We start from the raw sequence: 24,908 nt of genomic DNA, 5'->3' as shown, positions 1-24,908 counted from the left end.
TTTACTCAACGCATCTAATATTTTGCATGAAATAAGTATTCGGATTGGTAACCTTTCCTGTTAACTCAGATGTTAACTCTCGTTTTACAACATAATCTTCTATGTTGGTCAAGTACTTTATTCGCATAATCGAGATCGGAGATTTTTTTAGTTCCTCGTAATTGTCTTTCATGAACATGAAAATTCCTGTATTTACACGATTATTAAAACCTTTATCATCACGAATTAATGTTCCGCAATTTTCTTGGTTGATATGCATTAAGGTTACAATTTTTCCGTTTTCTAATTGTAAAAAGATTTTTGAATTTTTATCAAAACAGTTTGCCTTAATAAAATCTTTACTTTTTTGAATAGCCTGAAGATTTAAAGTTGGCAATCCGTCGGTTTGTGCTAATGAAAAGAAAATATAATCAAAGTTTCCTCCAAAATATTTTTCGCTCATTAAATACTCATTGGTTACTTTATAGCTTCCAATTGAGTCATTTACATTTACACTGTATTCACATGGTTTTTGTGCAAATGAGGTAATAGTCAATAAAAAAAGAGTTAGTGTAATTAGTTGTTTCATTGTATTAGTTTATTTTGGTGCAAATTAAAACTATTTTGTTAGCTTTTACATCAGTTGTAAAAAAACAATACAAATTACCGCCATTTTTTATTTTCCACTTTTTTCTAATGTTTTCTACCGTCTCGGGGAAATTGCGAGTCGTAATATTCGCCTGCTGATTTGCCAGCTCACTCTTCATTTCATTTTTGTTGTATGAAATAACTTTTTGAATCTCAAATTTTCTTCCTGGAAAATCAATTAAATCTTCAGAAGTGTATAAATGAGAATGTTTATGAAGTTTATCCATTTGAAAAGTGATGCTTACTTCATCAAAACCACCAGATTTCATAATTGCGGCGTTGGGTTCGTAAAGATATTTCTTAGGAAAATCAAAGGACGGATACGAGATTTGATCGCCTAAAACAAACTCAAAAACTTCTGTTTTTTCTTTTAGAATATTAGCAGTTTTTAAAGTTACGTTGCCTGAATAACCTTTATGGATTTCAAAAAGCAGTTCCTTAACTTCGTTTTCGAGCGCTATAATATGAATATTCTTTACATTTTTTAGTTCTGACAATCCCGCTGAAATATCTAATAGCGGTGCTGTTTTAATTAAAATATGATCCGATTTTTCGAAATAAAAATCAAGCAATTCTGGAACATTAGGAAGACAATCTTTCAGCATAAAAACTTTGCCTTTGCTGTCATTTCTTCTTGAAGGATCAATATAAATCCAGTCAAATTTCTGATTGTTTTCTTCTAATAAATGAAGAGAATCGCCAGCATGAAAAGTGCAATTTTCAACTTTTAACTGTTTAAAATTGTGCGATACAATGGCAGATAATTCTTCGTTTATTTCGCAATGGGTTATCGATTTAAATTTTTTCGAAAAATAATAATCATCAACACCAAAACCTCCGGTTAAATCAATTAAAGATTCGCCAGAAATTAAAGAAGCTTTGTAAGCCGCTGTTTTTTCTGAAGAAGTTTGTTCTACTGATATTTTGCTCGGGTAAATTATATTTTCCGTAGCAAACCAAGTCGGCAGTTTTTCTTTGGCCTTTGTTCGGGCTTCAATTTGATTTAAAATTAAAATCCAATCCAACTCTGGAAACGGATTTTTTTGCAACGCCAATTTTGTTACATCTGCACCAGTATTTTGGATTATAAATTCCTGTATTTCTGGATGCAAAATAGAAGTATTCAAAGCTAAATTCTTTCGGTTAATACGGAGACAATTTTATTATTAGGAAAAAATTCTTTTAAAATTACTTTAATCATGGTAAAAACAGGAATTGCTATGATCATGCCTACAATTCCAAACGTAATACCGCTGATTAATATAACCAAGAATATTTCTAATGGGTGCGAATTTACACTTTTTGACGAAATTATGGGCTGGCTAACATTATTGTCAATGGCCTGAACCACTAAAAAGCCAATAATGACATAAATGGTTGTAGGAAGAATTTCTGATTGAAAATCTTTTCCGATCATACTTATCATGGTTAGTAGCCCAGCCAAAGTGGTTCCGATAATTGGGCCCAAATATGGTATTATATTTAAAATGGCACATAAGAAGGCAATTACAAAGGCATTTTTATTTCCAAAGATCAGTAAGACAATTAAGTAAAGAATAAAAACAACAATCAATTGCAATAATAAACCAATGAAATAGCGAGTCAGTAAATGATTTATTTTGGTAATGGAATTTAAGATTTTATCTTCATTAGAGTCTGGTAATATTCTTCTTGCTTGATCTTTAAAGATATCCTGATCTTTAATAAAAAAGAAAGTAATAAAAAATACAGAAACCAATCCCATTCCCATATTGGCCATAAAATTGATTATCGAATTGATGAATCCTGTAAAATAACTGAAATCTAAAACAGAAGTAAGTTTAGAATCTTTTATCACTTTATTCAAATCAATGTGCTGAATATTAAAGTATTCCTCAAGGTGTCTTTCTGCCTCTATAAAATTGGTTTGAAGATGTGCAGTATCTAGCAATGCTAAATTATTGGCTTGCGAAATAATTAAAGGAACAAACAAAAGGATGAAACCTACAATTAGAAATATAAAAAGGATGATGGTGGTGGTGGCCGCCAACGAATTGCTGAATTTTAATTTATTCTTTAAAAATAAAACTAACGGATTCGCAATTAAACATAGTATTAAAGAAATGCACAAATAAACAATAACAGTTTGTATTTCATATAAAAAGTATAAAATGATGCCAATTATTAAGATTGTAGCTAAAGCTCTTAAAATTCCGTTTGAAATAGTTTTTGACGTGATCATGCTTAAAATTTAGATTATAAATATAAGGAAAAGCATTTATATTTCTAATCTTCGGGAGTTCTAAAATAATTGGCAAAAAAAAAGGCGAGATGATTTCATCTCGCCTTTAATTAAGTTTTTTTATTATGGTTGTGCAAAAGAGGCTCTAGCTCCTCCAGTCGTAAAAATAGCTGAAATTCTGTTTTTCTGACCTGTTGAAAACATGTACATTGCTGCGTCATCAACATAATCCATATAGTTCATTGTCATTTCTACAGGTGTTCCAGAACAAGTGCTGTAGTGTGGATATGAAGGAACTCCATAGTTTGCTGTATTATGAGTAGGAGTATCGGCAACAAGATCGCTTCCGCAAGTTGCATCTCCCCAAATGTGACGTAAATTCATCCAGTGGCCCACTTCGTGTGTTGCAGTTCTTCCTAAGTTAAATGGAGCATTTGCAGAACCAGATAATCCGAAGTAACGAGAATCAATTACAACTCCGTCAGTAGAAGAAGCACCGCCAGGAAATTGAGCATATCCTAAAATTCCGCCTCCAATGTTGCAAGACCACATGTTTAATTTTGTAGTTGGAGAAGTTGGAGCAAGTCCACCTTGAGCTGTTTTTTTCATAGCGTCATTTGTTCCCCAAGAAGTTTTAGTTGTAGATTTTCTAATAACCTGATCTAAAACAAAAGTAATTCCGATGTTAGCTTTAACTCCTGAGAATAATGCTGGTACATTATTGTAATCTGAGTTTAAAGCATTAAAATCTTTGTTTAAAACATCAATTTGTGATTGAATTTGTGTGTTTGAAATATTTTCTGCAGTAGTTCTATATAGAACATTTACCACAACTGGAATTTCAATTTTTCCATTTACCAAACGGCCCGTGAAATTTGTACCAGCGTGTTGCACAGTAAAAGTTTCGATTTCATTCATTCTGATTGCCAAAGATGGATCAGCTTTTAATTGCGCTTCTAAAACGTCTTGTGTTGCGCATCCTCTTCTAGAAGCAACACTCGCATCTGGATTAGCAGATTCTGCTGATTGGTCATTTTGACAAGCAAATAGCATTAAGGCTACAAATGTGGTAACAATAACTTTTTTCATAATAATTTGGGTTTTTTGTTATAAAATTGTTGATTAGTTAAATATTGCAGCAATTTTATAACAAAAAAATATTGTAGAAAAATATTACAAAGATTATTTTGTCAGAAATTTTACGAACCCTTACAAATACTGATTCCTACAAAATTTAGGTAAAAAATATTAATAAGTTTTTTCTTTCTTTAATGTTTTTAAAATGTATTTCGTCGTGATTATCTGTCGTTTAACGATAATTTAAAACGATTAAATTGATTTAAAAATGAAATAAAATGACTAGAAAAAGAATTTTTATAAAGAAGTAATCTCATAAAGCGCAATACTGGCAGCCTGAACCACATTCATACTGCTGTTTTTGCCAAACATATTGATATGCACGATTTGATGAGAAAGTTTTAGAAGTTCTTCAGATATTCCGTTGATTTCGCTTCCTATTAAAAGCGCTATTTTTTTATTTTTCGGAATAGAAACTTCTTTTAAAGGTTTGCTATTAGAAGCGATTTCCAGAGAGATAATTTCAAAATCATTATCCAGTAGAAAAGATTGAAGCGCAGTAAAATCTTCAACAACAGAATGTGCTACATGAAGATGCGTGCTTCTAGAAGTTTTATTGATTTTACGAGGCGTCAGCGGAATATCTTTTCCGTAGAAAATAATGTTTTCAACTCCAAAAGCTTCAGAAATTCGGAACAAAGAACCAATATTCTGCTGAAAGTAAATATGATCACAAACTAAAGTAATGGGAAATGTTTTTCTTTCAAATTGATTTTCTTCGTGAGTCAGTTGCATTTTTTTTAGTGAAAAGTGAATGGTAAATAGTGATTAGTAATAAGTGAATAGCGTTGAGAGGTGAGGTTGTTTTTTTAAATTGATGAATTAATAATCACTTGGGACTAGTCACTAATTAGTAAAAATATAATTGATAATGTTTGCGCCCATTTTTAAGGCTTTGTCTCTTACGTTTGCTGGATCATTATGAACTTCTGGATCTTCCCAGCCGTCGCCTAAATCACATTCGTACGTATAAAGTAAAACGAGTTTATTGTCTATAAAAATTCCAAATGCCTGCGGACGCGTTCCGTCGTGTTCGTGAATTTTCGGCAATCCGTTTGGAAAAGGAAAAGGCTTTTGAAAAATAGGATGATTTGCTGGAATTTCGACTAAACTATTATTTGGGAATATCTTTTTGATTTCTTTTCTAATAAATTGATCCATTCCGTAATTGTCATCAATATGCAGAAAACCACCAGCACTTAGATAATTTCTCAAGTTTGTTACGTCGGCATCGCTAAAAACTACATTTCCGTGTCCTGTCATGTGTACAAACGGATACGAAAATAAATCTGGATTGCTTGGTTCTACAGTCGAAGGTTTGTTTTTTATGCGGGTATTAATATTAGCGTTGCAAAAACTAATAAGATTAGGCAAAGAAGTAGGATTTGCATACCAATCGCCACCGCCACTGTATTTAAGCAAAGCAATTTCTTGTGAAAAAGAAGAGATTGAAAAAAGGAATAATAAATAGAATATTTTTTTCATGTAAGTTTTAAATATCTTGTTTTCGCATTTTTTGTCATTTCGACGAAGGAGAAATCACACTAGAAATTCTGCATAGTTTGCCGCCAATCTTTGTGTAATCGAGTGAGATCCTTCGTTCCTCAGGATGACAAACTTTGCGGTTAATTATTCATTAAAAAAAACAACACTATGACAAGCCACAATAGCTGCCGTTTCTGTTCTTAAACGTGTATTTCCTAAAGTTACGGGCTTGTAATTGTTTTCTAATGCCAATGCAATTTCTTTTTCAGAAAAATCACCTTCAGGACCAATTAAGATCGTAACATCTTCTTTGGGTTTTAAAACCTCTTTCAGCGATTTTTTGTCGGTTTCTTCACAATGCGCAATTAACTGTAAACCATTTTGCTTTTGCTTAATAAATTCTTTAAACGAAATCGCTTCATTTAATTTCGGAAGAAATGTTTCGTTGCATTGTTTCATTGCCGAAAGAATGATTTTTTCAAAACGATCTCGATTAATCACTTTTCTTTCAGAACGATCACAGAAAATAGGAGTGATTTCCTGAATTCCAATTTCGGTAGCTTTTTCCAGAAACCATTCAAAACGATCGTTCATTTTAGTTGGAGCAACAACCAAGTGCAAATGAAACTTTGGTTTTTCGGCATTCGTAATGTTAAGGACTTCAACAATACATTTATTGTCTGAAGCCAATGTAATCTGAGTTTCAAACAATAGCCCAGAACCATTTGTCACATGCAGAATATCTGCATCTTTTTTTCTAAGGACTTTTATGATATGACGGCTTTCTTCCTTGTCAAAAGAGAAGCTTTCGGTTGTTTCGTCTATATTCGGATTAAAGAATAATTGCATGATTTAAAATTCGATTCTTGCTTTAGAAACTACAGCAGAAGTTTCAAAACGATTAGATAAGTATTTTTGGTATCCTACAATTCCAATCATTGCAGCATTGTCTGTTGTATATTCAAATTTCGGAATGAAAGTTTTCCATCCGTATTTGCTTTCGGTCTCTTTCAGTGTATTTCTAATTCCTGAATTTGCTGAAACTCCACCGCCAATTGCAATTTGTGTAATTCCGGTTTCTTTTACAGCTAATTTTATTTTATCCATCAAGATTTCGATAATCGTATGCTGAATAGAAGCACAAATATCGTTCAGATTTTCTTCAATAAAATTCGGATTTTGCTGTTTGTTCTTTTGAATGAAATATAAAATAGCTGTTTTTAATCCAGAGAAGCTAAAATCTAATCCTGGAACTTTCGGTTTTGTAAAAGGAAACGCTTTCGGATTTCCTTCTTTTGCATATTTATCAATCAAAGGTCCGCCAGGATAAGGAAGTCCAAGAATTTTAGCGCTTTTGTCAAATGCTTCACCTACAGCGTCGTCTGTGGTTTCTCCGATAATTTCCATATCAAAAAAACTATTCACTTTTACAATCTGAGTATGTCCTCCACTAATGGTTAAAGCTAAAAAAGGAAATTCTGGTTTATCATATCCTTCTTCATCAATAAAATGAGCTAAGATATGAGCATGCATATGATTTACAGCAATTAGCGGCACATTTAAAGCCAATGATAATGATTTGCTGAAGGAAGTCCCCACCAATAAAGAGCCCATTAATCCTGGTCCTTGCGTAAACGCGATTGCGCTTAACTGTTCTTTTTGTACATTTGCTTTACGAAGTGCAGCATCGATCACAGGGACAATATTCTGCTGATGCGCTCGGGAAGCCAATTCAGGAACAACACCTCCGTATTGATTATGAATTAATTGATTGGCAACAACATTTGACAATACTTTGTCGTTATGTAAAACCGCGGCAGCAGTATCATCGCATGAACTTTCGATGGCTAGAATAAAAACCTCTGGATTTTGCATATAAAGGCACAAATTTTGAATTATATTTGACAAATCAAATGATTATATTTCTTTGATTTAAGCAGTGCCCCAAAATTAAAGAATTTTTATCAAAAACAGCCGTACTTTGTCTGTTCAAAATAAATTAAAAGAAAAACTAAAAATAAAGAAGCTATCAAAAGAGTAAAGAAAATAATATCACGAATCCTAATGGGATTGATTTTACTTTTGTTAGCGCTCGCTATCATACTATCTCTTCCTGTCGTTCAGACGCAGATAGCCAACTATGTTACCAACTCATTAAACGAAGATTACAAGGTTAATATTAATGTCGAAAAAACGGCAATTAATATTTTTGGAGGAGTAAAATTGAAGAATGTAACGATTTTAGATCATCATAAAAAAACGATGATTTATTCGGATATCATTACTACCGATATTGCTAGTTTTAGCAGATTGTTGGACGGAGATTTAATTTTTGGAGATTTGCGTTTAACAGGTTTAATTTTTAATCTGAAAACCTACAAAGGCGAAGACGAGAACAACATCAATAAGTTTATACAGGCTTTTGAAGTTGAAAATACTCCTAAGAAAAAATCGACGAAACATTTTTTGCTAACGGCAAAGAATGCTTATATCGAAAAAGGAAGGTTTTCTGTTGTCGATGAAAATAAAACTACACCTCAATTTTTGGATTTTACAAAACTAAATGCCTACATCAGTGAGTTTAAATTGTATGGGCCAGATGTAAATACAAACATTCACCGATTTTCTTTTATGGATCACCGCGGTTTGTATGTTTCTAATTTTGCGGGAAAATTTAGTTATACTAAAAAACAGATTAAAGTTGAAAATCTGGCTATTAAAACCAAAAGATCCTCTATTTATGGTTTAGCCATCTTAAATTATAAGCCGTCAGATTTTCTTGATTTTACAGATAAAGTTCGATTTAATGTTGTGATAGATTCTTCTTCAATTGCAACAAACGATATCCGTTATTTTTATGATGGTTTGGGTAAAAATCAGCATTTTAAACTAAAAACAAAACTAGATGGTCCGTTAAATAATATGACGCTTACAAAGTTAAGATTAAGCGATACAAACGGATCAAAAATTAATGGAACAATCAATTTTAGAAATCTTTTAGGCAGCAAAGAGCAGAAGTTTTCTATGGATGGAAAATTTGATAAACTGCTTTCTAGTTATGATGATTTAGTGATTTTACTTCCAGGAGTTTTAGGCAAAAAACTTCCGATCGAAATGAAGAAAATTGGTAAGTTTAATATTGTTGGAAAAGCAAAAGTAACGACCACAGAACTAGAAACAGCTTTTAAAATTGCTACCGATATTGGAAATGGGCAGGTTGATCTTCATATGAATAATATGGACTTTATTGATCGCGCTTCTTATTCTGGGAATATTATTTTAACGAATTTTGATGTCGGAACTGTTTTAAGCAGAAAAGATATAGGCAGAACTACATTGAATCTTGATGTGGATGGAGTTGGTTTTACTGAGAAATATTTGAATACAGTTATTAAAGGAGATATTGCGAAACTGGATTACAATAAATACACCTACAATAATATAGTAGTAAACGGAAACTTTAAGCTTCCTTATTATAAAGGTCAAATTGCGATAAACGATCCGAACTTGAATTTAAGTTTTGATGGCTTACTGGATTTGAGCAAAAAAGAGAATCGTTATGATTTTCATATCAATGTTGAAAATTCAGATTTGCGAAAACTTAAGTTTGTCAAAGATTCGATTTCGCGTTTTAAAGGAGATGTTGTCGTTCAATTAACTGGAAATTCTATCGAAAATCTGCAAGGAGACATTTTTATTAATGATGCAGAATATGAAAACCCAAAATCGACTTACGTTTTTGATCAGGTGAATTTGAACTCTAGTTTTGATGCTGATCGTTTGAGAACCATCACGATTAGTTCGAATGATGTGGTTGACGGAAAAATTGTGGGTAAATTTAGATTTGATCAATTGGATAAATTGGTTATGAATTCTGTCGGTAGTTTATATACCAATTACAAGCCTTATAAAGTTAGAAAAGGACAGTTTTTACGCTTTAATTTCCGTGTTTACGATAAAGTCGTCGAAATGCTTTATCCGCAAATAAATATTGATTCGTCTACCGTTGTGCGCGGAAAGATTGATTCTGATTTGCAAGAATTTAAATTTCGTTTTAGATCTAAAAAAATTACGGCAGACAAAAACACTTTTGATAATATCCGTATTAATATTGATAATAAGAACCCGCTTTATAATGCATATGTCGAATTAGATAGTATTAAGACGCCTTATTATAAAATACGTGATTTCAATTTGATTAATGTCACATCAAACGATACTCTTTATGTGCGTTCGGAGTTTAAAGGAGGAAATCAGGGCGAAGATTACTTTAATCTAGATTTATACCATACTATAGATAAGAGTAAAAACAATATTGTCGGGATCAAGAAATCTGAAATGAAGTTTAAGGATTATATCTGGTACTTAAATGAAGATGCTGAAAAAGATAATCAGATTATAATTGATCAATTTTTTAAAAACTTCACATTTGATAATATCGTTTTATCTCACGAAAACCAAAAAATTGATTTAAACGGAGTGATAAAAGGATCCGATTATAAAGATCTCGAACTGACTTTTGAAGATGTTGATATTAATAAAATTACACCCGTAAATTCCAAGTTTGTATTTGATGGTAATTTGAATGGAAATGTCAATTATAAACAGAATAAAAATGTTTATCAGCCCACGGCATCCATAAAAATCGATCATCTGGTTATGAATAAGACAGAATTGGGTACGCTTAATTTTGATATTTCTGGAGATGAAAGCTTTAAAAAGTTTACAGTTAATTCATCGATTCAAAATGGTTTTACAGAATCATTTAGGGCAAACGGAACTTTTGCAGTAGAGAATAAAGAAACAGTTATGGACATGAGTCTGAAACTTGAAGGTTTCAATTTGGCTACATTAGGAACTATCGGCGGAGACGTTTTATCGAATGTTCGTGGTTCTGTTTCTGGAAATGCCGCTGTGATTGGGAATTTGAAAAAACCTGAAATCAACGGTCGTTTATATGTAGAAAAAGCAGGAATGACCATTCCGTACCTCAATACAGATTATGAACTTAGCGATCGAACGGTAATTGATTTAACGAATGAGAAATTTTTATTCAGGAATAATCAGTTGACAGATACTAAATACAATACAAAAGGTTTGCTGAACGGAAGTATTGAACATAATAATTTTGGAGATTGGAAATTAGATTTAAATATTACTTCTAAACGATTAGTAGCGCTCGACACAAAAGATAGCGACGATGCGGCCTATTTCGGAACGGCATTTATAAACGGATCGGCCAGCATAAAAGGTCCCGTTGATGCTCTGTTTATTAAGGTAGATGCAAAATCTGAAAAAGGAACCGAGGTTAAGATTCCAATTAATAATACGCAAAGTGTTGGAGAAAGTAGCTGGATTCATTTTGTAACACCAAAAGAAAAATACAATCTCGCCAACGGAATCATAGAAAAAAACAGAGACTATAACGGACTTGAGCTAGAATTTGATTTTGATATTACGCCAGATGCCGAAGTAGAAGTTATTCTAGATCGAAATTCTGGTCATGGTATGAAAGGAAAAGGATACGGATCGCTTTTATTTAAAATTAATACTTTGGGTAAATTTAATATGTGGGGGGATTTCCAGGCATACGAAGGAACTTATAACTTTAAATATGGCGGACTTATCGATAAAAAGTTTACGGTTAAAAAAGGAGGTTCTATTATATGGGAAGGAAACCCGATGCGTGCCCAGCTGAATTTGGAAGCCGTTTATAAAACACAGGCCAATCCAGCAGTGCTTTTAGATAATACTTCTTCATTCAATAAAAAAGTTCCTGTAGAAGTTGTTATTGGGTTGAGAGGAGATTTGGCTAGTCCAGAACCTAATTTTGATATTCAGTTCCCATCGGTAAGTAATGTTTTAAAATCGGAAATACAGTATAAATTGGATGATAAAGATATTCGTCAGACACAAGCACTTTATTTATTGTCAACGGGTTCGTTTATGAGTACCGATGGATTTAGTCAAGGAGATTTTTCTGGAACATTAACAGAAACGGCTTCGAGTTTGCTGGGTGGAATTATCAAATCGGATAATGATAAAGTAAACATCGACTTGAATTATATTGCAGCAGATAGAAGAACAGGACAGGAGGTTGATGGTCAGTTTGTAGCCAATATATCGTCTCAGGTAAATGAACGAATTACAATCAATGGTAAATTGGGAGTTCCTGTTGGAGGTGTAAACGAATCGGCTATTGTTGGAGATATTGAGATTTTGTATCGTGTAAATGAAGACGGTACGATGAATCTTCGCTTATTCAACAAAGAAAATGACATTAATTATATAGGACAAGGAATTGGTTATACGCAAGGAGTCGGTATTTCGTACGAAGTAGATTTTGATACCTTTAGCGAGCTTGTCAATAAGCTGTTTAAAAGCCATAAAATAGAAAAAGCGGTAAAAGGTTCTTCTGCCGATCAAATGCAGGATTCTTATCTAAATCCGGATTATATGAATTTTACAAGTAAAAAAGATTCGGAGAAAAATAAAAAGAAAGCAAAAGAAGACGAGGAGAAAAGAAAGAAAGAAGAAGAAAAGAAGAAAAAGGAACAGTCGCAAACACAAACTCCAAATAATAACAATCAGGGGCTGATTCCAGACAACGATTATTAACACTTTGTTAAAAATAGACATTTATAAAACCATTATTCTCGATAATGGTTTTTTTTGTGCTAAATTTAGGCGCTCTAATAGAATTTTCCAAGTGAGCGGGAAATCCTGATTTTTATAACACTTCATCAGGGTATTGTTAATTTTGACGATTTAATTAAAAAAATACTGTTTTATTATTTTTAATGAAATTTTTTCCTAGAAAAAACTTATTAACGAAAACGTTTGAATTTAACAGATTTTATTAATTTATGATAATCGTAACCCGAAAAGTGCTGAATGTTTGCTAATTTTACACTTTAATACTTAAATAATGCCAAAAACAATAAAAAAAGTAGGTGTTCTTACCTCAGGAGGAGATTCACCTGGAATGAATGCTGCAATACGATCAGTTGTTCGAACTTGCGCATACCATAATATAGAATGCATCGGAATTTATAGAGGGTATCAAGGAATGATTGAAGGAGACTTCAAGGAGATGGGACCACGAAGCGTAAATAATATTGTAAACAAAGGTGGAACGATCTTAAAATCGGCTCGTTCAGTTGAGTTTAGAACCCCTGAAGGTAGAAAGAAGGCACACGAAAACCTAGTTAAGGCTGGTGTAGATGCTTTAGTTGTTATTGGCGGTGATGGTAGTTTTACTGGAGGATTAATTTTTAATTCAGAATTCGATTTCCCAATAATGGGAATTCCTGGTACAATTGACAATGATATTTATGGTACAAGTTTTACTTTAGGGTACGACACGGCTTTAAATACTGTTGTAGACTGTATCGATAAAATTAGAGATACTGCGAGTTCTCATAACCGTCTTTTCTTTGTAGAGGTTATGGGTAGAGATGCGGGTCACATTGCTCTTAACGCTGGTATTGGTGCAGGAGCAGAAGAAATTCTTATTCCTGAAGAAGATTTAGGTTTAGATCGTCTTTTAGATTCACTTCAAAAAAGTAAAGCATCAGGAAAATCATCTAGTATTGTTGTAATTGCTGAAGGAGATAAAATTGGTAAAAACGTATTCGAATTAAAAGATTATGTTGAAGCTAATTTACCAGAATACGATGTACGTGTTTCTGTATTAGGACACATGCAGCGTGGTGGTTCTCCATCTTGCTTTGACCGTGTTTTGGCAAGCCGTTTAGGAGTTAAGGCAGTTGAATCTTTAATTGAAGGAAAATCAAACTATATGGTTGGACTTCGTGAAGATAAAGTGATCTTAACGCCGCTTGAGCAAGCTATTAAAGGTAAATCAGAAATTGATAGAGAATTATTAAGAGTGTCTGACATCATGTCGACATAACCAATATAAAGTTTAAAAAGAGAGAGAAGTTTATTGTGAGGAAATTAGACTTTGAATTAGTGTAATAAAAACAAAAGCAAAAAATTTAGTAAAATGTCAAAAGTAAAATTAGGAATAAACGGATTTGGACGTATCGGAAGAATCGTTTTTAGAGAGTCTTTCAATAGAGATAATGTAGAAGTTGTTGCAATCAATGACTTGTTAGACGTAGACCACTTAGCTTATTTATTAAAATATGATTCAGTTCACGGTCGTTTCAACGGAACTGTAGAAGTTAAAGAAGGAAAACTATATGTAAACGGAAGAAATATCCGTATCACTGCAGAAAGAAATCCTGCTGACTTAAAATGGAACGAAGTTGATGTAGATGTAGTAGCTGAATGTACTGGTATCTTCACAACTATCGAAACTGCAAGCGAGCACTTAAAAGGTGGAGCTAAGAAAGTTATCATTTCTGCTCCTTCTGCTGATGCTCCAATGTTTGTAATGGGAGTAAACCACGAAACTGCAAAAGCTTCTGATTTAGTTGTTTCTAATGCTTCTTGTACTACAAACTGTTTAGCTCCATTAGCTAAAGTTATCCACGATAATTTCGAAATCGTTGAAGGTTTAATGACTACTGTTCACGCAACTACTTCAACTCAAATGACAGCTGACGGACCTTCTAGAAAAGACTGGAGAGGTGGACGTGCTGCTGCAATCAACATCATTCCTTCTTCAACAGGTGCTGCTAAAGCGGTTGGAAAAGTTATCCCATCTTTGAATGGAAAATTAACTGGAATGTCTTTCCGTGTACCTACTGCTGACGTTTCTGTTGTAGATTTAACTGTAAAAGTGGCTAAAGAAACTACTTACGAAGAAATCTTAGCTGTATTGAAAAAAGCTTCAGAAAACGAAATGAAAGGTATCTTAGGATATACTGAGGATGCAGTTGTTTCTCAAGACTTTATTTCAGATAAAAGAACTTCTATCGTTGATGCTGGTGCAGGAATCGGTTTAAATTCGACTTTCTTCAAATTAGTTTCTTGGTATGACAATGAGTACGGATACTCAAGCAAATTAATCGATTTATCTGTACATATTGCAGGTTTAAAATAATAATATATATTTTTGCAAAATCCCGTTACTTTACAATAACGGGATTTTCTTATTTTGTTACTTCTATAATTAATGTAAAAAGCACACTTTTAAATTAAGAATAGAGAAACCTAATTCCAAAAACTAAACAAATGAAATTAATAGTTGACAGTGGATCTACTAAAGCCGATTGGATTGCGATAGATGATAATGGAAAAGTATTATTCACAACACAAACTTTAGGATTAAATCCTGAAATTCTAGACGAGCCAGAAATTATCGAAAGATTAAATGACCGTTTTGATATCTTACAAAATAAAAAAAATGCTACACATTTATTCTTTTACGGTGCCGGATGTGGTACAGATAGAATGAAAGAGTGGTTAAAAAGAATTTTTCAAGAATATTTTTCTAACGCCATTGTAGACGTTCAAGAAGATACTTATGCAGCTGTTTACGCAACAACTCCAAAAGGAGAAGAGGCAATAGTTTCGATCTTAGGAACAGGTTCTAACTGCAGTTATTTTGATGGAAAAGTATTGCATCAAAAAGTACAATCATTAGGATACATTGTTATGGATGATTGTAGTGGTAATGTTTTTGGAAAAGAATTAATTAGAAAATACTATTTTAATAAAATGCCTAAAGAATTGGCTGTTGAACTTGAAAAAGAGTACGACGTTGATCCAGATTTTATTAAAAACAAATTATATAAAGAACCAAACCCGAATGCTTATTTAGCTACTTACGCTAAATTTTTAATTAAGCATAAAGACACTGAGTTCTGTAGAAAAATCATCTTTAAAGGAATGAAGTCTTTCGTTAAGAATTACATCAAACAATTTGATAACTGCAAAGAAGTTCCAGTACATTTTGTTGGTTCTATTGCATTTTACTTGAAAGATGAATTGCAAGAGACATTTAACAAATATGAACTTCAATTGGGTAATGTTTTAAGAAGACCTATTGACGGATTAATTGCTTACCATGTCGCTAATCAATAGTTCTGGTTTTATGGAAATTGCCATTATTGCTCATGATGGAAAAAAAGCTGATTTAATTGATTTCCTAATCAAAAATGAAGCTGTTTTGCATAATGAAAAGATAAGGCTTATTGGTACTGGTACTACGGGAGGAAAAGCAGAAGCTGCGGGATTTAAAACTCAAAGAATGCTATCTGGACCTCTTGGAGGCGATGCGCAAATTGCAGGAAGAGTAGCAGAAGGAATTACGCAGATGGTTTTCTTTTTTAAAGATCCTTTATCAAGCCATCCGCATGAAGCAGATATTAATATGCTAATTCGTGTTTGCGATGTGCATAATGTGCCGCTGGCAACCAATGAAGCAACGGCACAATTATTATTAGATGCTATTGCACAGCGATTATAGAAATTTCTACATTAACATTTTTTGGCAAACAAGCCACTTGAACCGTTTCACGAGCTGGAGCGGTTTTTTCGTTAAAATAAGAACCGTAAACCGTGTTTATTGCTCCAAAGTTATTCATGTCCATGATGAAAATAGTTGACTTCACAACGTTTTCAAACGTCATGTCTGCAGCTTCAAGAATAGCGGCAATGTTTTTCATAACCTGATTTGTCTCATCATTAATGTTGTCCGTAATCAATTCTCCTGACTCAGGATTGATTGCAATTTGTCCAGAAGCATAAAGTGTGTTTCCAGATAATACGGCTTGATTATAAGGCCCGATTGGAGCCGGAGCTTTCTCGGTGAAAATGATCTTTTTCATAATAAAATTTTATTTTGATTCGAAAGTATATTATCTATTTGAAACGCTTCGTTTGTTCCATTTGATATCGCTAAGCATACCAGATTTAATTCCGATGAAGAAGTTCCAGTTAGAATTTGTACCCAAAGGTTGCCAGTTAAAGGCCATTCTCCAGCTTAACAAATCTCTTTCAAAACGGAATTGTGTAAAGGTAACTCCTTTTTGAACAAAATCGTATCCTGTAGAAACCCCAGCTTTCCATTTAGGGGTAAGATCAGTATTAATAGAAATCATAAGAGAGTTTCCAGAAATAGTGCTTTCTCGTTTGATGTTTGAATAGGTTAACGAATAGGCAAGTGTCATGTCCCACGGAACTTTCGAATTGAAGAATTCTGTGATTACATCATCTTTTTCGGGTTCATTGGCAAACTGACTGTTACGGCTGTCATTTAAGTCGGTATTGGTACCAAATAAGTCATCGCTTCGACCTCCGTTTCGCTGACTCTGTGTGTTTTGTTCTTTTTCTTTTCCGCTTCCTTTATTCGAGAATGAATAGTTTACAGTTACGTTTGCACTTGTCATTCTGAATAAACTTCCGCCATTGTCAATGTTGAATTTGTCAATTTTGTTACCACCATTATCAATCGCATAAGGATCTAATGTTGCACCAAAGTTCATATTCATTTTATTGTCAAAAAATTGTGTTCCACCACTAACTAATACAGGCTGCCATCCAAATGTTGATTTTCCGTCAGCATTAAAATTATAGCTTGTGCTAAAGTTTAAGTTGTTTAACAGCATTATTTTTTTAGGTTCTGTTTTTGTGCTGTCTCGATCTCTTACTTTAGCTTCAAAAGTATTGCTCAAAGCAAAACCAACAATGTTTGAATTGTCTTTTCCTGGCGATCCATATATTCCGCTTTCAAATCGCGTATACTCAGAAGTAATTCTACCAGAAGCATCCACTGCATATGTATCGTAATATTTTTCAAAACTAGGAGTATAGGCATAAGTTACACTCGGACGCATTACGTGTCGAATAGATTGGATTCTTTTATCGTCTCCAAAATTAAAAGTTCCGTAAATCGTCGTACCTAAATTGGTGCTGAAATTGTATGTTCTAAACGAGTCAAAACCATTTACAGTTTTGTTAACTGTTTGTCCTTCTGTAGGGTCATAAACTTTTTGAATCGTTTTATTTACCCATGTTTCCTGATAAGTTGTAGAAGCTCCAGCACTAAAATATTTGAAGATTTTAAAGTTCGTGCTTAACGGAATAGTCTGTTGCAACCCTAATTGCGCATCATCAAACATTTGTGGCTTGAAAAACAGAGAATCTTTGGTTTTAAAATAGTTTTTACCGCTTACATTGTACTGTAAGTTGATGTTCTTGATTAATCCCTTTTTAACGCCGTTCTTTCCAACAAAAGGATAAATACGGTCAATACTTCCTTGTAAAGAAGGAAGCGTCATAATAATGTCTTCTGTTTGTGTATTTTGACTATGAGTTGCAGATAGCGCAATACGGGAACCTGGGATCGTATTAAATGTTTTATTATACGAAATAGATGAGCTTAATGTGTTATTTAAGTTCGATCCAATATTGGCTTGGTTGATAGACTGTTTGAAGTACTTACTACTACCCATGTTGACAGAAGCAGAGAAAGTAGAATTAGGGTTCGATTTTGTGTCTTTAGAATGCGACCACTGAATATTGTAGATGCTTTGTTTTGAATAATCAGGATAACCGCGTTCGCTGCTAATTAAATTTTCAAAACGAATGTTCACATTTCCTCGATACTTATACCTTGTGGCATATGCAGATTCAAAACGCATGGCGTAACTTCCGTTGGTATAATAATCACCAAGTACGGTTAAATCGTAATTATCGCTTAAAGCAAAGTAGTAACCTCCATTTTGCAATGAAAATCCACGTGTATTAGAATCGTTGTAACTCGGAATGATAATACCTGATACGCTTTTTTCCTTGCTTAAAGGGAAAAAACCGTAAGGTAATGCAAGTGGAGTAGGAACATCGGCAATTACCATTTGCGTTAAGCCTGCAACAATTTTTTTACCAGGTACAAACTTAATTCTACTCGTTTGGAAATAGTATTCAGGATGGTCAATATCTTGGGCAGTCGTAATACGCGCACCTTTTAAAAAGTATACAGAGTCGTTTTCTTTTTTAGTGACAGAAGCCTTAATGTTTAATTCGCCTTGTTTTGTTCTTGAATTATAAATTAAAGCCTTTTTTGTTTTAAAATTAAAGCGAATAGAATCTGGTTGCACTTCGCTTGATCCCTGTTTAAAGTTAGGATATTGAGTTAGTACTCCAGCAGAATCTTTAATTCTTCCGGCATAAACTTCGTCTTTTTCATAATTAAGAACAATTATACCAGATTTTAATTCGACATCTTTGTAGTATAATTCTGCTTCATTATATAAGGTGATCAGCTTTTTTTTCTGATCAATTTTAGCATAGTCTTTTGCTTTGTATCTTACTTTTCCATCCAAAAAAGTCTTTTTTGGTTTAACTGTATCTAGTTTTATGGTGTCTGTAATGGCAGGATTTTCTTTATCTGTTTGTTTTACAGCAGGTAAAGGCTTTTTTTTGTTTTTTATTTCTTGCGAGTATAAATTACCACAACCTATAGTTAGGAAAAATGATATTAAAACGATATTAAATAAGTTTGTGTGCAAAGGTTTAAATGCTATTTTTGTAAAATTATGGCTTGTTTTTTGACATGTCAAACTTACATATAATTTTTTGGCAAAAATAATCAATTCTAAAAATTATAACAGCTGCATTTTATTAAAATTAACTTTTAGATTTATGAATAGAATTAACAAATTTAAGGTAATATTTACTTTATTTCTAATAATATCGTCCTTTTATGCTCACAGTCAGTCAAATGTGTTTAAGGTAACACTTGACGCGGGGCACGGAGATCATGACTTCGGAGCGGTTTATAGCGGACGAATTGAAAAGAATATTGCTTTAGCTATTGTTTTGAAAGTGGGGAAGATTTTAGAGCTTAATCCTAATGTTAATGTAATTTATACTCGTAAAACAGATGTTTTTATAGATTTAGTTGAAAGAGCTAATATCGCTAACCGTGCAAATTCGAACATTTTTGTTTCTATTCACTGTAATGCAAATAAAAATACGGCTGCCGACGGAACAGAAACTTATGTAATGGGTTTAAGTAAAGTAGCCTCAAACCTTGAAGCGGCGAAAAAAGAGAACTCTGTAATTACATTAGAGAAAGACTACAAGCGTAAATATGAAGGTTTCGATCCTAACTCGCCAGAGTCCATGATTGGTATGACTTTGATGCAGGAAGAATATTTAGATAATAGTATTACACTTGCGACTAAAATCGAGGAAAATTTTGAAAAATTAGGAAAAAAACTTCGTCACGGAGGAGTGAAGCAAGCTCCTTTTATGGTACTTCATAAAGCTTATATGCCAAGAGTTTTGGTTGAAACAGGATTTGTGTCGAACCCAACAGAAGGAAATATCCTGAATTCTGAAGAAGGCCAAGATGATATTGCAAGAGCAATTGCAGAAGCTATTTTAAGTTATAAACGTGAATATTTTGGGACAGGAGCGGAAGCTCCTGAGAGTCGGCCCGTAAGAGATACTACGCCTGCAAAACCAAAAACAACTACTCCAGTTGCGGTAGCGAAAAATGCTCCAAAAGGAACATTTTTTAAAGTACAGCTTATTGCAAGTATCAAAAAAACACCTTTAGAACCTAAAAATTTTAAAGGATTGAAAAATGTAACAATGGTGTACGAAAATAATATTTATAAATATTTCTACGAAGAAACTTCAAGTTACGAAACAGCACAAAAATATCTGCAAGAAGCTAAAGGTAAAGGATATGGCGCTGCATTTTTAGTAGCAACTAAAGATGGAGAAAAAATCAGTATTCAGGACGCGATTAAATAATAAGCGCAAGTTCGAATATTTATATTAATTTTGTACAAACACTTAGAATTTTGAAACTAACAAGAGAAATTAAAACGGCTATTTTAGTCATCGTATCTATTTTATTATTTATCTGGGGATATAGTTTTTTAAAAGGTAGAGATCTTTTTACTAATTATACTGTCTTATACGCTGAATATGATAATGTTGAGGATTTATCTCCATCAGCTCCAGTAACACTAAATGGACTTGCAATTGGTAAAGTAAGTAAAATTACAATTGATGAAGTAACGGGTAAATTACTGGTTGAGCTTCAGCTTAAAACAGATTTCCCAATTACTAAAACCAGTACAGCGGCAATTTATTCTCCAAGTTTAATTGCAGGAAAACAAATTAAAATCATTCCGAATTTTGCTGATAAAGAATTAGCTGAAGACGGACAGAAATTAACTTCTACTGTCGAATTAGGTTTGACAGAGTCATTAGGAGGAAAAATTGAACCAATTCAGCAAAAGCTTGATAAAATGCTTTTGAATATTGATAATTTGGTTACCGGATTAAACAATACTTTAGATAAGAATACTCAAGAAAATCTAAAGAAAACAATTGCCGAATTAAGTCAGACAATGCAACAATTTCATAAAGCGTCTGGAAGTCTTAACAATATCTTGGATACTAATAAAGGACAGATTAATGGAATGGTTACAAACTTCAATAAAATGTCTGGCAACTTCAATAAGATTTCAGATTCATTAAATAAAGCAGATTTAGGTAAAACAGTTCGCAATTTGAACCAAACTTTAGCTAAAGTTGATGTTTTAATGAATAACTTGAATTCTGGAAAAGGTACAGCAGGAAAAATACTTAACGATGAGGCTTTGTATAATAACCTGACTAAAACTTCAAAAGAGCTTGAATTGTTATTGCAAGATCTTCGTCTTTATCCAACTCGTTACGTAAATGTTTCTCTTTTCGGAAAGAAAAATAAACCATACGTAGCACCAACAGAAGAAACAAACTCAACTGATAAAAAATAATTATAAATGAGTTATTTAGATAATATTTTATTCGCAGTACTTCTTATAGTAGGTTTCGGTTTTTTTGCAGCGAGCGTAAAAAAAATCATCCGAAATATTAATTTGGGAGTCGATGTAGATCGAAAAGATAATCCTAAAGCTCGTTGGAAAAACATGGCATTGATTGCTCTTGGGCAATCAAAAATGGTGAGACGCCCTGTTGCAGGAATCCTTCATATTTTTGTATATGTAGGTTTCATAATAATTAATATCGAATTATTAGAGATTATTATTGATGGACTTTTTGGAACACATAGAGTTTTTGCGCCTTATTTAGGTGTAGTCTATGATGTTTTAATTGCTTCATTTGAAATATTGGCGATACTTGTAATTATTGCTGTAGTTACATTTTGGATTAGAAGAAATGTAATTCGTTTGAAGCGTTTTATTAATTCTGATTTGAATGGATTTCCAAAAAGTGATGCCAATTACATTCTGTATTTTGAAACAGTTTTAATGATTCTGTTTTTATTGATGAATGCTTCAGATTTGCATTTGCAGAATGTTCCAGTAGGATATTCTCATTTTCATAAAGCAGGAAGTTATCCAATTAGTCAATTTATAGCGCCAATTTTCAATGGTACGTCTAATGAAGCAGTTGGATTGATGTTTGAAGTTTTCTGGTGGCTACATATTATTGGTATTTTAGTTTTTATGAACTATTTATACTTTTCAAAACACTTGCATATTCTTTTGGCTTTCCCGAATACGTATTTTGCAAACTTAAAACCAGAAGGTCAATTTGATAATTTAGCTTCTGTTACAAAAGAAGTAAAATTAATGATGGATCCAAATGCTGATCCGTTTGCTGCAGCTCCAGTTGATGAGAATGCGCATCCGGCTAAATTTGGTGCGAGCGACGTTCAGGATTTAAACTGGGTTCAGTTGTTAAATGCTTATACATGTACAGAATGCGGACGTTGTACTTCTTCTTGTCCTGCAAACCAAACTGGTAAAAAATTGTCTCCACGTAAAATTATGATGGATACAAGAGATCGTTTAACTGAAGTTGGTAAAAATATTGATGCTAATAAAGGTGTGTTTGTTCCAGATAACAAAACATTATTAAACGATTATATTACTCCAGAAGAATTATGGGCTTGTACTTCTTGTAATGCTTGTGTTGAGGAATGTCCTGTAAATATTAGTCCGTTGTCTATTATTATGGATATGCGTCGTTATTTAGTGATGGAACAAAGTGCTGCTCCAATGTCATTAAACGCAATGATGACTAATATTGAAAATAACGGTGCACCTTGGCAGTATAGCCAACAAGACCGTTTAAATTGGAAAAACGAGAATTAGGATTTATTGTTTAATCGGTTAGTTGTTTAACCGTTTAATCGATTTTAAAATAATATTTCGGTTTTACAGAATTGTCATTTCGCTTTTAGCGATTAAACAATTTCACGATTAACCGATTAAACAAAAGTGAGAGAAATGTCAGAAAATTTAGTAGTACCAACAATGGCAGAAATGCTTGCCGAAGGAAAACAGCCAGAGGTTTTGTTTTGGGTAGGTTGCGCAGGAAGTTTTGATGATAGAGCAAAAAAAATTACTAAAGCATTTGTGCGAATTTTAAATCGTACCAATGTTTCTTTTGCAGTTTTAGGTACAGAAGAGAGTTGTACTGGCGATCCTGCAAAAAGAGCTGGAAATGAATTTTTGTTTCAAATGCAAGCTATGATGAATATCGAGGTTTTGAATGCTTATGAAGCTAAAAAAATCGTTACAGCTTGTCCGCATTGTTTTAATACATTGAAAAATGAATATCCGGAATTAGGTGGTAATTACGAAGTTATTCATCATACAGAATTCTTGAAATCATTAATTGATGATGGAAGATTAACTGTTGAGGGTGGGCAATTTAAAGGTAAAAAAATTACGTTCCACGATCCTTGTTATTTAGGTAGAGCCAATAAAGTTTACGAGGCACCGAGAGATTTAATTCAGAAATTGGACGTTGAATTAGTTGAAATGAAACGTTCTAAAGCAAATGGATTATGCTGTGGAGCAGGTGGAGCACAAATGTTTAAAGATGCTGAACCTGGAAACAAAGAAGTAAATGTTCTTCGTACAGAAGATGCATTAGAAGTAAAACCAGATATTATTGCTGCGGGTTGTCCGTTCTGTAATACAATGTTAACCGATGGTATCAAACATCAGGAAAAAGAAGGACAGGTTAAAGTTCTGGATATTGCTGAGTTAATTGCAAATGCACAGGATTTGTAATCTGAGTTGCTAAGTTACTAAGATGCTAAGATTCTAAGATTGAATCTTAAAAATCTAAAATCAACAATCTAAAATCTAAAATTAAAAATGTATATACCTTTTGAAAATTTACCAGGTGAATCTAGAGTTTGGATTTACCAGTCGAACAGAAAATTTTCTGAGGAAGAGTTTTCTGAAATCGAAACAGATTTAAAAGCTTTTGTAGAACAATGGGCTGCACACGGCACAAGTCTAGAAGCTTCGTTTTTATTAAAATACAACCGATTTATAATATTAGCAGTAAATCAAGATGTACAGGCTGCTACAGGTTGTTCTATTGATAGTTCTGTTGAATTTATTCAAAGTTTAGAGAAAAAGTACAACGTTGATTTATTGGATAAAATGAATGTTACTTTTAAACTTGGAGAACATATTGCACATAAACCATTAATTGATTTCAAGAAAATGGTAAAAGATAAATCAGTTTCTGAGAATACAATTGTTTTCAATAATTTGGTAAACAATATCGAAGAATTTAATGAGTCTTGGGAAGTTCCTGCAGCCGATAGCTGGCATAGCAGATTTTTCTAAGAGAAAATATTGATAATAGAAAAGGCGTAAAATTTATATTTTACGCCTTTCTTTTTTATAGGATTATAAATGTTAATTCATTATTATTGTTTGTGTGAATTCTAAAAGTATAATTTAAATTTTATGAAAGAAGAAATTAAGGTTGTTGCAGGTATTTCGGCTAAATCAAGTTTGAAATGGTTGGTTATAATGATAATCGGAAATTTGTTTACGTTGATCCTTTTTTTAATAATTCTTTTTCAAAATGCTGATTTTGCTGGCGGCGCACACGGAAATGCTTACGCTTTTTTGTCGGGATTATTTTTAAATAATATTTACGGATTTATTTTACTTGCTGGAGCTCCAGTTTTTGCTATTTTGTATTTTTTGATTGCAAATAAAGCAGCGATTCAGCAGATGATTTATCTGACTTGGAAAAATAAAGTATTTGCCAGTTATATAGATTCTAAAGTCGTCTTTCTGGTTGATAAATTAACAGCTTCAAATAATTGGTCGAGTGCGGTTTCTAATAAAGCGTTGTTGAAAATGCAATTTTTAGAAGCAAACAGAAATGACAAAGAAAGTTCTAAAATCAAAAAGAAAGTGATTAATTATTTATTTCAAAAGATAAATCTGGATGATGTTGATTTTAGCAACAAAGATTTAAAATTATCTGAAGTAGTTTCGTTAAAATTAAATCAATTTATTTCTGAAGCTGTTGAACCTTCATTATTGTTTTTTTGGCTGTTATTATTAATTCAAATCGTTTTGTTTGTTGCTGCGCAGTTTTAAAACGGTGTTTTGAAAACAAAAGGTCTAATCTAGCCCCGATGGGAGTGATATCCTTTTATGCCGGTGTTCGGCATAAAAGATATAACGGACAGCGGGAGTGTAGTTCTTTTAACCAATATTGTGCTGCTCCT

21 protein-coding genes are annotated in these 24,908 nt (G+C 32.9%); 11 read left to right on the top strand and 10 right to left on the bottom strand.

What is annotated here, in order from left to right; all coding sequences use genetic code 11:
- Position 1: 1 nt before the first annotated feature.
- From QLQ95_RS00535 to tsaD, 8 genes are all read right to left on the bottom strand, one after another.
- Positions 2–568, bottom strand: a complete 567-nt coding sequence (locus tag QLQ95_RS00535) for a hypothetical protein (protein WP_095930490.1) — start codon at positions 566–568, stop codon at positions 2–4.
- A gap of 4 nt (positions 569–572) precedes the next feature.
- The gene (locus QLQ95_RS00530) at positions 573–1,754 is read right to left on the bottom strand and encodes a THUMP-like domain-containing protein (protein WP_482502164.1); all 1,182 of its coding nucleotides are present in this window, start codon (positions 1,752–1,754) and stop codon (positions 573–575) included.
- Between the two features lie 2 nt (positions 1,755–1,756).
- Complete coding sequence (locus QLQ95_RS00525; RefSeq protein WP_095930492.1) at positions 1,757–2,848, bottom strand: AI-2E family transporter; 1,092 nt, start codon at positions 2,846–2,848, stop codon at positions 1,757–1,759.
- A gap of 123 nt (positions 2,849–2,971) precedes the next feature.
- Complete coding sequence (locus tag QLQ95_RS00520) at positions 2,972–3,937, bottom strand: zinc metalloprotease (RefSeq protein WP_482502162.1); 966 nt, start codon at positions 3,935–3,937, stop codon at positions 2,972–2,974.
- 285 nt (positions 3,938–4,222) lie between these two features.
- Positions 4,223–4,720: a TrmH family RNA methyltransferase gene (locus QLQ95_RS00515; protein ID WP_095930494.1), complete on the bottom strand. Its 498-nt coding sequence runs from the start codon at positions 4,718–4,720 to the stop codon at positions 4,223–4,225.
- A gap of 111 nt (positions 4,721–4,831) precedes the next feature.
- The gene (locus QLQ95_RS00510) at positions 4,832–5,470 is read right to left on the bottom strand and encodes a DUF4159 domain-containing protein (protein ID WP_095930495.1); all 639 of its coding nucleotides are present in this window, start codon (positions 5,468–5,470) and stop codon (positions 4,832–4,834) included.
- Positions 5,471–5,614: 144 nt separating this feature from the next.
- A complete protein-coding gene (locus QLQ95_RS00505) occupies positions 5,615–6,319 on the bottom strand; it encodes a 16S rRNA (uracil(1498)-N(3))-methyltransferase (RefSeq protein WP_482502160.1) in 705 nt (234 codons plus the stop codon).
- 3 nt (positions 6,320–6,322) lie between these two features.
- Positions 6,323–7,345 (bottom strand): tRNA (adenosine(37)-N6)-threonylcarbamoyltransferase complex transferase subunit TsaD, encoded by a 1,023-nt coding sequence (tsaD, locus tag QLQ95_RS00500; protein ID WP_129745714.1) that lies wholly within the window; start codon positions 7,343–7,345, stop codon positions 6,323–6,325.
- 189 nt (positions 7,346–7,534) lie between these two features.
- On the opposite strand from tsaD, the gene QLQ95_RS00495 reads away from it, so the two are divergent.
- From QLQ95_RS00495 to QLQ95_RS00475, 5 genes are all read left to right on the top strand, one after another.
- Positions 7,535–12,088 (top strand): translocation/assembly module TamB domain-containing protein, encoded by a 4,554-nt coding sequence (locus tag QLQ95_RS00495; RefSeq protein ID WP_320492022.1) that lies wholly within the window; start codon positions 7,535–7,537, stop codon positions 12,086–12,088.
- Positions 12,089–12,398: 310 nt separating this feature from the next.
- Positions 12,399–13,385 carry a 6-phosphofructokinase gene (gene pfkA / locus QLQ95_RS00490; RefSeq protein ID WP_095930499.1) on the top strand — a complete coding sequence of 329 codons (987 nt, stop codon included), beginning with the start codon at positions 12,399–12,401 and terminating at the stop codon, positions 13,383–13,385.
- A 93-nt stretch (positions 13,386–13,478) separates the two neighbouring features.
- On the top strand, positions 13,479–14,483 hold the full coding sequence (gene gap / locus QLQ95_RS00485) for a type I glyceraldehyde-3-phosphate dehydrogenase (RefSeq protein ID WP_012026555.1): 1,005 nt from the start codon (positions 13,479–13,481) through the stop codon (positions 14,481–14,483).
- A gap of 131 nt (positions 14,484–14,614) precedes the next feature.
- Positions 14,615–15,466 carry an N-acetylglucosamine kinase gene (locus QLQ95_RS00480; RefSeq protein ID WP_095930500.1) on the top strand — a complete coding sequence of 284 codons (852 nt, stop codon included), beginning with the start codon at positions 14,615–14,617 and terminating at the stop codon, positions 15,464–15,466.
- Between the two features lie 10 nt (positions 15,467–15,476).
- A complete protein-coding gene (locus QLQ95_RS00475; protein WP_095930559.1) occupies positions 15,477–15,851 on the top strand; it encodes a methylglyoxal synthase in 375 nt (124 codons plus the stop codon).
- On the opposite strand, the gene QLQ95_RS00470 is transcribed toward QLQ95_RS00475, so the two are convergent.
- Together QLQ95_RS00470 and QLQ95_RS00465 are read right to left on the bottom strand one after the other, a co-directional pair.
- Positions 15,832–16,212 (bottom strand): RidA family protein, encoded by a 381-nt coding sequence (locus QLQ95_RS00470; RefSeq protein WP_248727521.1) that lies wholly within the window; start codon positions 16,210–16,212, stop codon positions 15,832–15,834. The genes QLQ95_RS00475 and QLQ95_RS00470 overlap by 20 nt on opposite strands.
- A gap of 30 nt (positions 16,213–16,242) precedes the next feature.
- The gene (locus tag QLQ95_RS00465; protein ID WP_172426924.1) at positions 16,243–18,945 is read right to left on the bottom strand and encodes a putative LPS assembly protein LptD; all 2,703 of its coding nucleotides are present in this window, start codon (positions 18,943–18,945) and stop codon (positions 16,243–16,245) included.
- 82 nt (positions 18,946–19,027) lie between these two features.
- On the opposite strand from QLQ95_RS00465, the gene QLQ95_RS00460 reads away from it, so the two are divergent.
- The 6 genes from QLQ95_RS00460 to QLQ95_RS00435 all read left to right on the top strand — a co-directional run bounded on the left by QLQ95_RS00460 (position 19,028) and on the right by QLQ95_RS00435 (position 24,777).
- Entirely contained in the window at positions 19,028–20,149 is a 1,122-nt protein-coding gene (locus QLQ95_RS00460) for an N-acetylmuramoyl-L-alanine amidase family protein (RefSeq protein WP_482502158.1), read from the top strand.
- A gap of 50 nt (positions 20,150–20,199) precedes the next feature.
- The gene (locus QLQ95_RS00455) at positions 20,200–21,165 is read left to right on the top strand and encodes an MlaD family protein (RefSeq protein ID WP_250836738.1); all 966 of its coding nucleotides are present in this window, start codon (positions 20,200–20,202) and stop codon (positions 21,163–21,165) included.
- A gap of 6 nt (positions 21,166–21,171) precedes the next feature.
- Positions 21,172–22,509 (top strand): 4Fe-4S dicluster domain-containing protein, encoded by a 1,338-nt coding sequence (locus tag QLQ95_RS00450; protein WP_482502156.1) that lies wholly within the window; start codon positions 21,172–21,174, stop codon positions 22,507–22,509.
- A gap of 135 nt (positions 22,510–22,644) precedes the next feature.
- Positions 22,645–23,436 (top strand): (Fe-S)-binding protein, encoded by a 792-nt coding sequence (locus QLQ95_RS00445; RefSeq protein WP_095930505.1) that lies wholly within the window; start codon positions 22,645–22,647, stop codon positions 23,434–23,436.
- A gap of 87 nt (positions 23,437–23,523) precedes the next feature.
- Complete coding sequence (locus QLQ95_RS00440) at positions 23,524–24,006, top strand: hypothetical protein (protein ID WP_057116491.1); 483 nt, start codon at positions 23,524–23,526, stop codon at positions 24,004–24,006.
- Positions 24,007–24,129: 123 nt separating this feature from the next.
- Positions 24,130–24,777, top strand: coding sequence for a hypothetical protein (locus QLQ95_RS00435; protein ID WP_482502153.1), 648 nt, complete (start codon positions 24,130–24,132; stop codon positions 24,775–24,777).
- The last annotated feature ends 131 nt before the right edge of the window (positions 24,778–24,908 follow it).

Source organism: Flavobacterium sp. B330r (genome assembly GCF_056824325.1).
Note: the sequence above shows the minus strand (reverse complement) of the source record. Positions and strands in the feature narration are given on the sequence as shown.